The following is a 15,784-nucleotide window of genomic DNA, read 5'->3' on the forward strand; positions in this document are numbered from 1 at the left end:
CTACCTGTTTTCATAAACGACAGCTAAAAGAATCCTTAAATAAGAAAAGCTTAATTCTCGGATGTGTGATGCACACAGGTTTGGTTACGACCATCCGCTTTCGCTTGATACAATGCGCTATCAGCCAAAGCAACGATTGAGTCGCTATGATCCAAACGTTGAGGAATGATAGATACCAAGCCAATACTTATCGTCACTAAACCAGAAACTTTTGAAGTGTGATGTTCAAGCGCTAAGTTTTTCACTTCCTCATGAACTTTTTCAGCCACCAGCAGCGCCCCTTCAACGGTTGTGTTTGGCAAAATAAAACCAAACTCTTCTCCTCCATAGCGCGCTACACAATCACTGGAGCGGGTCAGTACTTTTCTAAACACTTCAGCCACTTTGATCAAAGCCTCATCACCACTTTGGTGTCCGTACGCATCGTTATACTCTTTAAAATAGTCGATATCACATAACATCACGCTTAAAGGCTGCTGCTCACGAATATGCAGGTACCACAATGTTTCTAGCTGCTCATCAAATCGACGTCGATTAGAGATTTGGGTTAAGCCATCAACAAAACTTAGCCTTTCAAGCTCTTGGTTCGCCTCTTCTAATTTTTGCTCGGCAAGGTAACGCTCGGAGACGTCACGCGCCATAACCAGCACACCATTGGTTCCCGATGCGGGATCTCTAAAAGGTGATTTCACGACGTCATACCAAATGCATTGCCCTGTACTACTAATTACTTGGTCGATATAACGTAGTGACTTACCTTCATACAACACTTTTTTATCTGTCTCAGAAAGACGAGCATAAGTTTCATTGGGAATCACATCTTGCAATCGCTTACCGATCAGCTCATCAACATCGGCGATGCCTAACGCTTTAACAAAAGGTGGGTTACACGCTTGATAAACCATATTCTCATTAAAAATCCCGATCGAGTCTGGGCTCGATTCTAGGATGTTCTGCAATATAGTATCTCTTTGTGCCAACGCCACTTCAGTGTCTTTACGCTTCTCCATTTCATCGCGTAGATTTTGCTGCATATCGTGCCAATCCGTAACATCATGGCTAATTCCCAAGGTACCTATCTTCTCCCCATCTGAAGAGATCAATACCCTTTGGTAGCTTTCTAACAGGCAGCCTCTTCCATCTGGATTGGTTGTCCAGCGGCGTTTACTGGCCCTGCCTTTAATTACGCTTTGGATATCTGCCGCCCCTTCCTCTTCCCTGTTGTTCCAGAAACGTTGAAAGGCGCGATTACTAGAAATAATTTCACCTTGGTTATTTTTGATAAACACCAATTCCGACAGATTATCGAATGCGCTTTTGATCATTGAAAGTGAGTCAACCTCGCGCTTCAGTTCAAGGTCCGTCACTTGAGAGGGAGTAAAGTAGAGTAACCACATGGTTCGTCGACGGTAAGTGGTTTTACGACCGCTGACTTTTAACTTAATGATACGGCTTTGTGAAATCGGCCAACTGAGTTTCTGCTCTTTGAAGACATTTTCAGTGATAGGAGAAAAAATAGACAGGACGAATTGAGGTGTCACCATTTCAGGCAACATATAACTTTTGCCCACTTTACGTACGCCCAAAACTTTGTTTGCTGCTACGTTGGCTAACTTAAGCTCGCCAGTTTTACTGTCGACAATAATTAAGGCGGTAGGATTGTCTTTTAAAAGCTGGACTAAATGTGTTTGACTGCGGGTATAAAAAAACACGACCGCAATAATTGAGAGCAGAATGACAACAAGATCAAATCCATGCCCATGGGAGGTGTCCCACAACCAAACTAATACTTGCTCCATTCAGCTTCTCGAACCTATCTTTGACACGCTTTTTGTAAGTGTATAAAAGATATCAGCTTATTGCTTAATTATCAGCCTTTAATATTGGTTTTGTATATATAAAGGGTTGATTTAACAAAGACCCTTGTGCACCTTGGCGATTAAGTGCTCGGCCAATTTCTGTCATTGCTAGCCAGCGATTCTCACACCAAAGCGGGGCGAGTAAAGTCGGCCTACGAGCAGCAGAAGAGACTCGATGGTAAACCACATCCGGGGGAGTCATGCGGATCATTTCACTCGCGATAGCGACATACTCTTCAAGCTCGGGCGCATCCAATTTACCCGCTTTCCACGCTTTAGCCATGGTGCTACCTTCAACGATGTGCAGCCCATGGAGCTTGATTCCATCGGTTCCCACCTCAAGCACCTTGTTCAGCGTCTCGATATTGTCTTCACGCGTTTCTTTGGGCAATCCAACAATAAGGTGAGTACAAACTTTAATGCCAAGCTCGCGCGCGCGCTGAGTAATTTCAGCATAACACTCAAAATCGTGACCGCGATTAATGCGTTTTAAGGTTTGGTTGTTGGCGGTTTGCAATCCAAGCTCAAGCCAGATCTCATATCCCTGCTCTACGTAGCTAGATAGTAATTCCAACACAGCATCTGGCACACAGTCAGGTCGAGTGCCGACACAAAGTCCGACAATATCAGCCGCTTTAAGTGCTTCTTCATACATGTTCTTAAGCACCTGAACTTCAGCGTATGTACTGGTATAGGCTTGGAAATAGGCGAGATAGCGCTTGGCACGAACAATTTCTCCCGCTCTATCGGTTAACTGTTCATGAATGCTTTTGATCTGCGCTTCTTCATCCGCAAAAGAAGCAACATTACAGAAAGTACAGCCGCCACGACCAATCGTCCCATCTCGATTTGGGCAACTAAATCCACCATGTAACGTGAGCTTATGGACTTTTTCTCCATAACGGCGCTGAAGGTCTTGCCCTATGGTGTTGACCAACTCGTGAAGCTGCATGACTAACCTCTTATTAGATCGAAATGAGTCTCATTAAGATCTATGTAATTAAATTACAATTCTGAAAAAAATGGAGGAGGAAAGGTAGCGATTTCAAACAGGCGAAGCATTAATCAATATCAATAAACATGCAAAAATAACGTGCCTCAACCAGATTGTTACGCAAAAGTTAAACATAATATTCATTTATAACCCAAAAAAAGTGGGCAACAGCATCGAGTTTTGATTGCATTTCATCCTTACTAAATTGTAGGATACTTACAGATTTCGCTGTTTTTTGTGATTTTACTTACATAAAAACTCGGTGAAACGTCGGTGTTATCCCACTCCCACCTATATAAATCACTAGATTGTGATACTAAAAAACGGGATTCCACCAAGGATTGTTTTTCTCGCAATATTTTTCTGCGAGATACGGAAAGGAATCAAAGTCGCCAACCTAGGCTGACTTCGAATCAAAACTATAAAGGACAGGACGTAGAACTAGTTTCGACTAGCACATTTGCGCCTACTGAACTGGAAGGATGTATCTATGGTAGATAGAGAGCAAAATGCCCAAGGTCTATATACTCCGGAACTGGAGCATGACGCTTGTGGTATCGGTTTTGTTGCTCACCTTAAAAACCGTAAATCACACGAAGTAGTTACTCAGGCACTGGATATGCTAGCCCGTATGGAACACCGCGGTGGTCAAGGTTGTGACCCATGTAGTGGTGACGGTGCAGGTATCTTATTGCAAAAGCCCCATGAATTTCTGTTAGAAGAAGCAGTAAAGCTTGGTATCAAGCTGCCTTCTTTTGAGAAATACGGTGTCGGTGTTGTACTTTTCCCTAAAGATGAACACAAACGCGCACAATGTCGCGATATTTTAGAACGTAATGCAAAGCGTCTAGAGCTAGACGTTATTGGCTACCGCGTTCTACCTACTGACAACTCAATGATCGGCGCAGACCCTCTAAGCACCGAGCCTCAGTTTGAGCATGTGTTTGTCTCAGGCGGCCCAGGTATCACACCTGAAGAACTAGAGCGTAAACTTTACGTACTGCGAAACTACACAGTTCGCGTATGTCTAGAAAGCGTTTCTAACATTGGCGATGATTTCTACATCAACTCTATGTCTTACAAGACAGTGGTGTACAAGGGTCAGCTAACCACGGAACAAGTACCTCAGTACTTCCTAGATCTACAGAACCCAACCATGGTGAGTGCACTGGCACTGGTTCACTCTCGTTTCTCTACCAATACATTCCCGAAATGGCGTCTAGCACAGCCTTTCCGTTACATTGCTCACAACGGTGAAATCAACACAGTTCGCGGTAACCTGAACTGGATGAAAGCTCGTGAAGCAATCATTGAATCTGACCTGTTCACTCAGGCCGAGATCGACATGCTACTGCCTATCTGTCAGGAAGGTAGCTCGGATTCATCTAACTTCGATATGGCACTTGAGCTACTAGTTCTATCTGGTCGCAGCCTGCCACATGCGCTAATGATGATGATCCCTGAAGCATGGCAAGAAAACAAAAACATGGATCCAACTCGTCGTGCGTTCTACCAATACCACGCGAACGTGATGGAACCTTGGGATGGCCCAGCTTCAGTCTGTTTCACCGATGGTGTACAAGTCGGTGCAACGCTTGACCGTAACGGTCTGCGCCCATCTCGCTACACAGTGACTAAAGATGACTTCCTAGTGATGGCTTCTGAGTCTGGCGTGGTTGAGATTGAGCCAGAGAACGTTGAGTTCCGTGGTCGCCTTCAGCCAGGTCGTATCTTCGTTGCTGACCTAGAACAAGGTCGCATCATTTCTGATGAAGAAGTGAAAGATGGTATTGCGTCGGCACAGCCTTACGAAAAGTGGGTTGAAGAAAACCTACTGAGCTTGAAGAAGCTTCCTGATGCAAGCAACGAATTCAACCAACCATCGCCAGAGAAGCTACTGCACAAGCAACAAGCATTTGGCGTGAGTTCTGAAGAAGTTAACGAAATCATCGTACCGATGGCGAAAGATGGCAAAGAGCCACTTTCTGCAATGGGTGCTGACTGGCCGTTAGCGATTCTTTCGCACCAGTCACAACATCTATCAAACTACTTTAAACAGCTATTTGCTCAGGTAACTAACCCGCCAATCGACCCGATTCGTGAGCGCATGGTTATGTCTCTGAACACTTACCTAGGTAAAGATCAGAACCTGCTTGCTGAGTCACCAGAGCACTGTCAAAAAGTCGAGCTTGAGTCTCCAGTTCTTTCTAACTCTGAGCTTGAGAAACTACGTGCAATCGATAACGAGCACCTGCAAGCCAAGACACTAGACATCGTATTCCAAGCAAGCGAAGACGAAGGCAAACTAGAGCGCGCACTTAAGCGTATCTGTCAGTATGCTGAAGATGCCGTCATCGATGGTTACTCAATCATCCTTCTGACAGACCGTGCAGTTAACTCTAACCACGCCGCAATTCCAGCTATGTTGGCGGTTGGCGCTGTTCACCACCACCTGATCCGTAAAGGTCTACGTGCCAAGTGTGACATCGTGGTTGAGACAGGTGACGCACGTGAAACGCACCACTTTGCAACATTAGTTGGTTACGGTGCAAACGCAGTCAACCCATACCTAGTTATCGAAACTATGGTTGAACTGCAGCGTACTAAGAAGCTTGATCCTGAAACCAATATTCGTGACCTATTTGAGAACTACCGTAAGTCTATCAACGGCGGTCTACTGAAGATCTTCTCGAAGATGGGTATCTCAACGCTTCAGTCTTACCATGGTGCGCAGATTTTCGAAGCGCTAGGTATCAGCAAATCTGTTGTCGATAAGTACTTCACAGGTACAGTTTCGCGTATCCAAGGTCTAACGATTGACGATATCGCGAAAGAAGTACTAGTGCGTCACCGTATCGGTTTCCCAACGCGTGAAATCCCAGTACAAGTGCTTGATGTGGGTGGTGTTTATCAGTGGAAGCAGCGTGGTGAAAAACACCTGTTTAACCCTGAGACTATTTCACTACTACAACAATCGACACGTAATAAAGATTACGCACAGTTCAAGCAGTATGCGAAAGCGGTCGATGACCAAGGTGATAACGCAGCAACACTGCGTAGCCAGCTAGACTTTGTTAAAAACCCAGCAGGTTCAATCCCGCTAGAAGAAGTTGAGCCAATTGAAAACATCCTTAAGCGTTTCGCAACAGGTGCAATGTCATTCGGCTCTATCTCGTACGAAGCACACTCAACGCTGGCTGTTGCGATGAACCGCATTGGCGCGAAATCAAACTCAGGTGAAGGTGGTGAAGACCCAACACGTTTCGAACGCAAAGAGAACGGTGATTGGGAACGCTCAGCAATCAAACAGGTTGCTTCAGGTCGCTTCGGTGTAACTTCTTACTACCTCACTAACGCAGATGAGCTACAGATCAAGATGGCTCAAGGCGCGAAACCAGGTGAAGGTGGCCAGCTACCAGGTGATAAGGTTGATGACTGGATCGGTGCAACACGTCACTCGACTCCGGGTGTCGGTCTAATCTCACCACCGCCACACCACGATATCTACTCAATCGAAGATTTGGCTCAGCTAATCTACGACTTGAAGAACGCGAACCGCGCAGGTCGTGTCAACGTTAAGCTCGTTTCGGAAGCCGGTGTCGGTACCATCGCCTCAGGTGTAGCGAAAGCGAAAGCAGACGTTGTCCTTATCGCTGGTTTCGATGGCGGTACTGGTGCATCACCAATGTCGTCTATCCGTCACACAGGTCTGCCTTGGGAACTTGGTCTAGCAGAAACGCACCAAACTCTCATCAAGAATGGTCTACGTAACCGTATCGTGGTTCAGTCTGATGGTCAGATGAAAACCCCTCGCGACCTTGCAGTCGCAACACTGCTAGGTGCTGAAGAATGGGGCGTGGCAACAGCGGCATTGGTTGTTGAAGGTTGTATCATGATGCGTAAGTGTCACAAGAACACCTGTCCTGTTGGTATCGCAACCCAGAACAAGACTCTACGTGAGCGCTTTGATGGCCGCGTAGAAGACGTAGTGACATTCTTCCAATACATGGCTGAAGGTCTACGTGAAGTGATGGCTGAACTTGGCTACCGTACTATCGATGAGATGGTTGGTCAGTCGCACAAACTCAAAGTTCGTGAAGACATCAAACACTGGAAATACAAGAACCTAGACCTATCACCTGTGCTTCACATTGAGCAAGCACGTGAAGGCGATGGCATCTACAACCAAACAGAGCAGAACCACAACCTAGAAGAAGTTCTAGACCGTAAGTTGATTCAAGCAGCTATCCCAGCCCTTGAAAAAGGCGAAGCAGTTAACGCTGAGTTCCCTATCATCAACACGGATCGCTCTGCAGGTACTATGCTGTCGAACGAAATCTCTAAGATTTACAAAGATACAGGTCTACCACAACCGATGAACGTCAAGTTCACAGGTTCTGCAGGTCAGTCATTCGGTGCCTTCCTAGCTAAGGGCGTGAAGTTCGAAGTGGAAGGTGATGCGAACGACTACTGGGGTAAAGGTTTATCTGGCGGTACGCTTGTGCTTTACCCTGACGCGAAGTCAACCATCGTTGCTGAAGACAACATCGTAGTGGGTAACGTTTGTTTCTACGGTGCAACATCAGGCGAGTCTTACATTCGCGGTATGGCGGGTGAACGTTTCTGTGTTCGTAACTCGGGTGCAAAAGTGGTTGTTGAAGGTGTCGGTGACCACGGCTGTGAATACATGACTGGTGGTGTCGCCGTTATCCTTGGCTCAACAGGTCGTAACTTTGCAGCAGGCATGAGTGGCGGTGTCGCTTACGTTTGGGACAAGTCAGAAGACTTTGAAACTAAGCTCAACCCAGAACTTGTCGACCTCGATCCAATCGAAGCCGAAGATCGCGCATTACTGAAAGAGATGCTTACTAAGCATGTTGAGTTCACAGGAAGTGAAGTTGCTCAGTCTTTCCTAGACAACTTTGAAGCAAGCCTAGCCTCTATGGTTAAGGTCATGCCGCGTGACTACAAAGCGGTACTTCAAAAGCGTAAGGCTGAAGCAGAGCAAGCACAAACGGAACAGGCGGAGGCAGTATAATGGGTAAGCCTACTGGATTTTTAGAACATGGTCGCGAGCTTCCAAAGAAGCTCGACCCATCGGTTCGTATTGAAGACAACAAAGAGTTCGTTTTAAACGAAGAGTTTGGCGACAAGATCAATACTCAGGCTTCTCGTTGTATGGACTGTGGTGTTCCTTTCTGTCACAGCGGGTGTCCGATTGGCAACATCATTCCAGAATTTAACGATGCCGTTTATCGTGATAGCTGGGAAGAAGCGTGGAACATTCTAAGTTCTACCAATAACTTCCCTGAGTTTACAGGTCGTGTCTGCCCTTCTCCATGTGAGAGTGCATGTGTACTTGGTATCAACCAAGATCCAATCACTATCTGTAACATCGAGAAAACTATTGTCGAAACTGCGTACCGTGAAGGGTACGCAAAACCTAAAACGCCTCGTTCTCGCACAGGTAAAACTATTGCAATCATCGGTTCTGGGCCTGCAGGTCTTGCAGCCGCCGAGCAGCTCAATAGTGCCGGTCACTCAGTGACAGTATTTGAGCGTGACGAGAAAGTCGGTGGTCTACTACGCTTCGGTATCCCTGATTTCAAATTGGGCATGGATGTGATTGATCGCAAGATCAATCTAATGGCTGAAGCGGGCGTTGAATTCAAGGTAAACCAACACATCGGTGTTGATGTAAATGCTCAGCAATTGCGCCAAGAATATGATGTCGTGCTGCTAACAGGTGGTTCAACCGTTCCACGCGATCTCCCAGTTCCTGGGCGTGAGCTGAAAGGCGTTCATTTCGCAATGGAATTCCTAGGTCAAAACAACCGCCGCGCTAACAACATGGACCTTAAAACTGAAGAGATTCACGCAAAAGGTAAGCACGTTGTTGTTATCGGTGGTGGTGACACGGGCTCTGACTGTGTTGGTACCTCTAATCGCCATAAAGCCGCGAGCGTTACTCAGCTTGAGATCATGCCGATCCCACCAGAAAAACGTCCAGCGAACATGCCTTGGCCGCAATATCCAATGATCATGAAAACAACCACTTCTCACGAAGAAGGTTGTGATCGTCACTGGAACATTCTGACTAAAGAGTTCATCGGTAACGATGAAGGTCAGGTAACAGGTCTACGCATCGCAGATATTGTATGGAAAGATGCAGCGCCAGGCGAGCGCCCTACTTTTGAAGAAGTAGCAAACTCGGAGCGTGTTATCCCATGTGATATGGCCTTCCTAGCAATGGGCTTCTTACACCCAGAACCAACAGGTGTACTTGCTCAACTTGATATCAAACTTGATGAGCGCGGTAACGTAGCAACTGAAGGCTTTGCAACCAACCAGAAAGGTGTCTTTGCAGCCGGTGATATGCGTACTGGCCAGTCTCTAGTGGTACGTTGTATCAATGAGGGACGTGAATGTGCAATTGCGATTGATGATTACCTAATGGGTAATTCAAATCTTGAAGCAAAAGCAGACTCACTGATGCTCTCAGCATAATGATTAACCACCTAAGAAGCTCATTTAGTAGATTCTAGGTGGTTAAGCATAAACAATCATTCCTTCCAAACTTTTCCGATTGACCAGTACATTGTGCTGGTCTTTTTTATTTTCCCAAAACACCCTTTGTTGCAAAATTGTAACAATAAAAACCTTAACCTTCTGAATTATATAGGTTATTACAGCGCATTCAGTGGTAAATCGCATATTGACGTGATATTCCACCAAGAACTTGACCTTTTTTACAATAACCTATACGTTGTGAAGTCGATGAAAATGAATTCGTCCAATTTTGTTAAATATTTTAAGAATATTTACTGCATATCTATCCGATATATAACAATTAGAACGCATAGTTAGTCATACATACCAACCCTTTTGATGTTGGTAGTTCTGTCGGGATGACAGAGAAGCAAAGGGAGAATTGCAATGGCTTTATATGATCCTCGTCTTGAAAAAGACAACTGTGGATTTGGCTTGATTGCACATATGGAAGGTGAGCCAAGCCATAAACTGGTACGCACCGCAATTTCAGCACTTGACCGCATGACCCACCGTGGTGGTATCGCCGCAGACGGAAAAACGGGTGATGGCTGTGGTCTTTTATTACAAAAGCCCGACTCATATCTTCGTCTTATCGCTGAAGAAAATGGTTTCAACCTCGGCAAACAATATGCCGTAGGTATGATTTTTTTCAATCAAGACCCTCTTAAAGCTCAACAAGCTAAAGACATTATTAATCAAGAGCTTGCAAAAGAGACATTGACTGTCTCAGGTTGGCGAGAAGTGCCAACCAACCCGGCAGTGTTAGGCCCAATTGCGGCTGATTCACTGCCCAATATTCAGCAAGTTTTTATCTCAGCACCTGCCGGGTGGCGTGAGCGCGACATTGAACGACGCCTGTATATCGCTCGCCGCCGAATTGAAAAACAGATCGTTGACGATAACGAGTTTTATATTTGTAGCTTGTCGACTCAAGTCATGGTGTACAAAGGTCTGTGTATGCCCGCAGACTTACCTAGGTTCTACTTAGACCTCGCCGATCTACGCATGGAATCAGCTATCTGCCTGTTCCACCAGCGTTTTTCGACTAACACTCAACCGCGTTGGCCTCTGGCTCAGCCATTCCGGTATCTCGCCCATAATGGTGAAATCAATACGATTCAAGGCAATAGGCAGTGGGCGCGAGCGCGTGCTTATAAATTTGCTTCGCCGCTCCTACCCGACCTGCAAACGGCCGCACCTTTCGTCAATGAAACGGGATCAGATTCATCAAGCTTAGATAACATGCTCGATCTGTTCTTAGCCGGGGGCATGGATATCTTCCGCGCTATGCGCATGCTGGTTCCACCTGCGTGGCAAAACCACCCAGATATGGACCCTGATTTACGCGCCTTCTACGACTTCAACTCGAAACATATGGAGCCGTGGGACGGCCCGGCTGGTATCGTGCTTTCCGATGGTCGATATGCGGCATGTAACTTAGATAGAAATGGCCTACGCCCTGCTCGTTATGTGATCACTAAAGACAAGCTGATCACTCTTGCATCAGAAGTCGGTATTTGGGATTACGCACCGGATGAAGTGGCGGAAAAAGGCCGCGTAGGCCCCGGTGAACTGCTCGTGGTGGATACTCGCCAAGGCAAGTTATGGCAATCAAGCGAAATTGATAATGATCTTAAAGGTCGCCATCCATATAAAGAGTGGATGGATAGCAATGTTCATAAACTTACTCCATTCTCGCAGTTGGCAGAGGATCAGGTTGGGGAACGTAGCTTTGATGATGACCAACTTAAGACCTACCAAAAACAGTTTGCGATGAGCAACGAAGAAGTCGATCAGGTCCTTCGCGTTCTGGGTGATATGGGACAAGAAGCCGTTGGCTCAATGGGTGATGACACGCCAATGGCAGTGCTCTCTTCAAAAGAACGCCTTGTCACTGACTATTTCCGTCAGAAATTCGCTCAAGTAACCAACCCACCGATCGATCCATTGCGTGAAAAACACGTCATGTCGCTTGCAACCAGTATTGGTCAGGAGATGAATGTCTTCTGTGAAACCGATGGTCACGCCCACCGAGTTACCTTTGATTCGCCCGTTCTGCTTTATTCAGATATGAAGCAGTTGCTTGAGCTAAATGATCAACACTATGGCAACTCAGTACTGGATATTAACTACGACCCTCAAGAGAAAGATCTCGAAAAGGCCATCTTAGATCTTTGTGATCAAGCTGAGCAGGCGGTAAAAGATGGCTCTGTGCTCGTGGTTCTTTCTGACCGAGCATTACGCAAAGGCATGTTACCTATCCCAGCCGCAATGGCAGTTGGCGCAGTGCAAAGCCGCTTGATAGAAGCTAACTTACGCTGTGACGCTAACATCATTGCCGAAACAGGAACGGTGCGCGATCCGCATCAATTTGCGGTTCTGCTTGGCTTCGGCGCAACCGCGGTTTACCCGTATCTGGCCTATGAAGCCTTAGGCAAAGTGATTGATGATGGTGCGATCGATAAGAGCTATCGCGAAGTGATGCAGAACTACCAGTACGGCATCAACAAAGGCCTGTACAAGATTATGTCTAAGATGGGCATTTCAACGGTCGCTTCATACCGTTGTTCTCAGTTGTTTGAAGCTGTCGGCCTAAGTCAGGAAGTTGTCGAGCTGTGCTTTAATGGTGTTACAACGCGTATTCAAGGTGCAAACTTTGAAGACTTTGAGCAAGACCTTTACAACCTTTCTCGCAAAGCTTGGGCAAAGCGCAAACCTATCGAACATGGTGGATTGCTAAAATATGTCCACGGTGGTGAATACCACGCCTACAACCCAGATGTTGTAGGAACATTGCAAACCGCAGTTAAGTCCGGCGACTCTTCTGACTATAAGAGTTTTGCCAAACAGGTCAATGATCGCCCTGTCGCTATGCTGCGTGACTTAATGCAATTGAAAAAGTCTGATTCCCCGCTACCACTGGAACAAATTGAACCAAGCACTGAACTGTTCAAACGATTTGATTCAGCAGCGATGTCTATTGGTGCTTTAAGCCCTGAGGCTCATGAAGCACTGGCAGCCGCTATGAACCGACTGGGAGGTTACTCAAACTCTGGTGAAGGTGGTGAAGATCCACGCCGTTTTGGTACTGAACGTAACTCTCGTATCAAGCAGATTGCCTCAGGACGTTTTGGTGTAACACCTCACTACTTAACTAATGCTGATGTCTTGCAAATCAAGGTTGCACAAGGGGCGAAGCCTGGTGAAGGCGGTCAGTTACCGGGGCATAAGGTCACGGCTGAAATCGCTAAACTGCGCTATTCAGTGCAAGGGGTAACCCTTATTTCCCCTCCTCCTCATCACGATATCTATTCGATTGAGGATTTGGCTCAGCTTATTTTCGACCTTAAGCAGGTCAACCCGAACGCACTGGTGTCAGTAAAATTGGTTTCTGAACCTGGTGTCGGCACTATCGCAACAGGGGTTGCTAAGGCTTACGCCGATCTGATTACCATTTCTGGTTATGACGGCGGTACAGCAGCAAGCCCACTCACCTCAGTAAAATATGCAGGTAGCCCTTGGGAACTCGGCCTTGCCGAAACTCAGCAAGCTCTAGTTGCCAATGGTCTTCGCCACAAGATTCGCCTCCAAGTTGATGGTGGCTTGAAAACTGGCTTAGACGTGGTCAAAGCGGCAATTCTTGGTGCAGAAAGCTTCGGTTTTGGTACCGCCCCAATGGTCGCGATGGGTTGTAAGTTCCTACGTATTTGTCACCTAAACAACTGTGCGACAGGTGTTGCTACGCAAGATGACACCTTACGTAAAGAATACTTCAAAGGCCTACCTGAGATGGTGATGAACTACTTTGTCGGTCTTGCTGATGAAGTGCGCGAGCTGTTAGCTGAACTTGGTGTTGAAAAGCTAACAGATCTCATTGGTCGTACCGATCTACTGGAAGCAGTAGAAGGTATGACAGCCAAACAGAGCAAGCTCGATCTATCTAGTATTCTTGAAGCACCAGTGTCACCACAAAACCATCCGCTTTATTGGACCGAGCCAAACGCTCCATTTGACAAGGCAGAACTCAATCAAAAGATCGTTGAAGATACCTTAGCGGCTGTAGAGGCTAAGCAAGGTGCTGACCTCTTCTATAACGTCATTAACACTGACCGTTCAATTGGCGCTCGTCTTTCTGGTGAAATAGCCAAACGCTACGGTAACCAAGGTATGGCTGCAACACCGATTAAACTCCATCTGGATGGTACTGCTGGTCAGTCATTTGGCGTCTGGAATGCTGGCGGTGTTGAACTCTACCTGACAGGTGATGCCAATGACTATGTCGGTAAAGGCATGGCTGGCGGTAAGATTGTTATCAAGCCGCACCAAGGTACCGCCTTTAGATGTAATGAGGCGACCATCATAGGCAACACCTGTTTGTATGGCGCAACAGGCGGCAAGCTATTTGCGGCAGGTACTGCAGGCGAACGCTTTGGAGTGCGTAATTCTGGCACCATCTCTGTGATTGAAGGCGCTGGCGATAATGCTTGCGAATACATGACAGGCGGTATTGTTGCCATTCTGGGTGCGACTGGCGTGAACTTTGGTGCTGGCATGACAGGCGGCTTTGCCTACGTCTTGGATGAAAACGACGACTTCCAAGGTCGCGTGAACCAAGAATCGGTAGAAGCAGTTGCCCTTTCTGAACTCTATATTCATCAGGAACATTTACGTGGCTTAATTGCAGAACACTTAGAAGAGACAGGATCTGCTCACGCAGAAAATATCTTAGCGAACTTTGATGAATGGATTCCAAAGTTCTACTTAGTGAAACCTCAAGCAGCAGACTTAAACACCCTGCTAGGCCATCAAAGCCGCAGTGCCGCAGAACTGCGCGTTCAAGTCCAATAATTCATGGAGGATGTTTGAATCATGAGTCAGAACGTATACCAATTTATCGACGTACAACGCGTAGATCCTGCGAAAAAGCCGATTAAAACTCGTAAGATTGAGTTCGTCGAAATTTATGAACCCTTTACTAAGCAGCAAGCTACTGCGCAAGCGGATCGCTGCTTAGATTGTGGTAACCCTTACTGTGAATGGAAATGTCCGGTTCACAACTATATCCCTCAATGGCTAAAGCTCGCCAATGAAGGGCGCATCTTAGAAGCCGTTGAGCTCTCTCACCAAACTAACAGTTTGCCTGAGGTGTGTGGTCGAGTATGTCCTCAAGATAGGCTGTGTGAAGGCTCTTGTACCCTAAATGACGACTTTGGTGCGGTAACGATTGGTAATATTGAAAAGTACATTACCGACAAAGCGTTTGAGATGGGCTGGAAACCAGACATGTCCAAAGTCGAATGGACAGATAAGAAGGTTGCCATTATCGGCGCAGGACCAGCGGGCCTTGCTGCGGCAGATATCTTAGTTCGTAACGGCGTCAAGCCCGTTGTTTTCGATCGCTACCCTGAAATCGGCGGTCTACTCACTTTCGGTATTCCATCGTTTAAGTTGGAAAAAGGGGTCATGGAGAATCGTCGTCGAGTCTTTAGCGAAATGGGTGTCGAGTTCAAGCTCAACATTGAGGTAGGGAAAGACATCCAAATGCAGGAGCTTGTCGATGAGTATGACGCAGTCTTCCTTGGCGTCGGCACCTACAAGAATATGCGTGCGGGTCTAGATAACGAGGATGCTCCTGGTGTCTATGACGCTCTACCTTTCTTAGTATCAAATACCTATAAGGTAATGAATTTAGAAGCTGACCAGCCATTTATAGATATGGCAGGACAAAAAGTGGTCGTCCTTGGTGGTGGTGATACCGCAATGGACTGTGTACGTACATCGATTCGTCAAGGTGCCGATAACGTCATTTGTGCTTACCGCCGTGATGAAGCAAACATGCCTGGCTCTCGTCGTGAAGTTAAAAATGCCAAAGAAGAAGGGGTTAACTTTATGTTTAACCTTCAGCCACTAGGACTTGAGGTCGATAGCTCTGGCAAAGTCAGCGGTGTCAAAGTGGTCAAAACGGCGTTAGGTGAACCAGATGAAGCGGGGCGACGTCGCCCAGAGCCTGTAGAAGGCAGTGAACATGTATTGGAAGCCGATGCCGTTATCATGGCATTTGGTTTCCAACCTCACCAGATGAGTTGGCTTGAACCATACGGTGTGGAGCTTGATCAATGGGGACGTATCAAAGCACCATCTGATCAAGAGTTTATGTTCCAGACGAGCAACAAAAAGATCTTTGCCGGAGGAGATGCCGTTCGCGGGTCTGATCTTGTTGTTACTGCGATTGATGAAGGGCGTAAAGCTGCTGAAGGTATACTTGATTACCTTGAGATATAGCCTTAACTCAACTCACAAAAGGATCCATTAATTGGATCCTTTTTTCATTTAAAACATATAATTGAATTCGATAATACCAATCGCATTAATTAGATGT

Annotated in this window: 6 protein-coding genes; 4 read left to right on the top strand and 2 right to left on the bottom strand. The window is 46.5% G+C overall.

Going from position 1 to position 15,784, the window contains the following annotated elements; genetic code table 11:
• Positions 1-50 precede the first annotated feature (50 nt).
• Both AC5O63_RS14310 and mnmL read right to left on the bottom strand, forming a co-directional pair.
• On the bottom strand, positions 51-1,799 hold the full coding sequence (locus tag AC5O63_RS14310) for a GGDEF domain-containing protein (protein WP_494505411.1): 1,749 nt from the start codon (positions 1,797-1,799) through the stop codon (positions 51-53).
• 64 nt (positions 1,800-1,863) lie between these two features.
• Entirely contained in the window at positions 1,864-2,811 is a 948-nt protein-coding gene (gene mnmL, locus AC5O63_RS14315) for a tRNA modification radical SAM protein MnmL/YtqA (protein ID WP_494505412.1), read from the bottom strand.
• 532 nt (positions 2,812-3,343) lie between these two features.
• On the opposite strand from mnmL, the gene gltB (AC5O63_RS14320) reads away from it, so the two are divergent.
• The 4 genes from gltB (AC5O63_RS14320) to AC5O63_RS14335 all read left to right on the top strand — a co-directional run bounded on the left by gltB (AC5O63_RS14320) (position 3,344) and on the right by AC5O63_RS14335 (position 15,687).
• Positions 3,344-7,891: a glutamate synthase large subunit gene (gltB, locus tag AC5O63_RS14320; RefSeq protein WP_494505413.1), complete on the top strand. Its 4,548-nt coding sequence runs from the start codon at positions 3,344-3,346 to the stop codon at positions 7,889-7,891.
• Positions 7,891-9,360 carry a glutamate synthase subunit beta gene (locus tag AC5O63_RS14325; protein WP_494505414.1) on the top strand — a complete coding sequence of 490 codons (1,470 nt, stop codon included), beginning with the start codon at positions 7,891-7,893 and terminating at the stop codon, positions 9,358-9,360. Before gltB (AC5O63_RS14320) ends, AC5O63_RS14325 begins: the two co-directional genes overlap by 1 nt.
• Before the next feature lie 429 nt (positions 9,361-9,789).
• Entirely contained in the window at positions 9,790-14,253 is a 4,464-nt protein-coding gene (gene gltB, locus AC5O63_RS14330; RefSeq protein WP_494505415.1) for a glutamate synthase large subunit, read from the top strand.
• Positions 14,254-14,274: 21 nt separating this feature from the next.
• Positions 14,275-15,687 (top strand): FAD-dependent oxidoreductase, encoded by a 1,413-nt coding sequence (locus AC5O63_RS14335; RefSeq protein ID WP_494505416.1) that lies wholly within the window; start codon positions 14,275-14,277, stop codon positions 15,685-15,687.
• Positions 15,688-15,784 lie beyond the last annotated feature (97 nt).

The sequence above is a fragment of the Vibrio sp. SCP2 genome, assembly GCF_059295395.1.

Coding starts and splice junctions, on each gene's coding strand:
- AC5O63_RS14310 (WP_494505411.1), bottom strand. CDS start 1,799: ATGGAGCAAGTATTAGTTTGGTTGTGGGACACCTCCCATGGGCATGGA.
- mnmL (WP_494505412.1), bottom strand. CDS start 2,811: ATGCAGCTTCACGAGTTGGTCAACACCATAGGGCAAGACCTTCAGCGC.
- gltB (WP_494505413.1), top strand. CDS start 3,344: ATGGTAGATAGAGAGCAAAATGCCCAAGGTCTATATACTCCGGAACTG.
- AC5O63_RS14325 (WP_494505414.1), top strand. CDS start 7,891: ATGGGTAAGCCTACTGGATTTTTAGAACATGGTCGCGAGCTTCCAAAG.
- gltB (WP_494505415.1), top strand. CDS start 9,790: ATGGCTTTATATGATCCTCGTCTTGAAAAAGACAACTGTGGATTTGGC.
- AC5O63_RS14335 (WP_494505416.1), top strand. CDS start 14,275: ATGAGTCAGAACGTATACCAATTTATCGACGTACAACGCGTAGATCCT.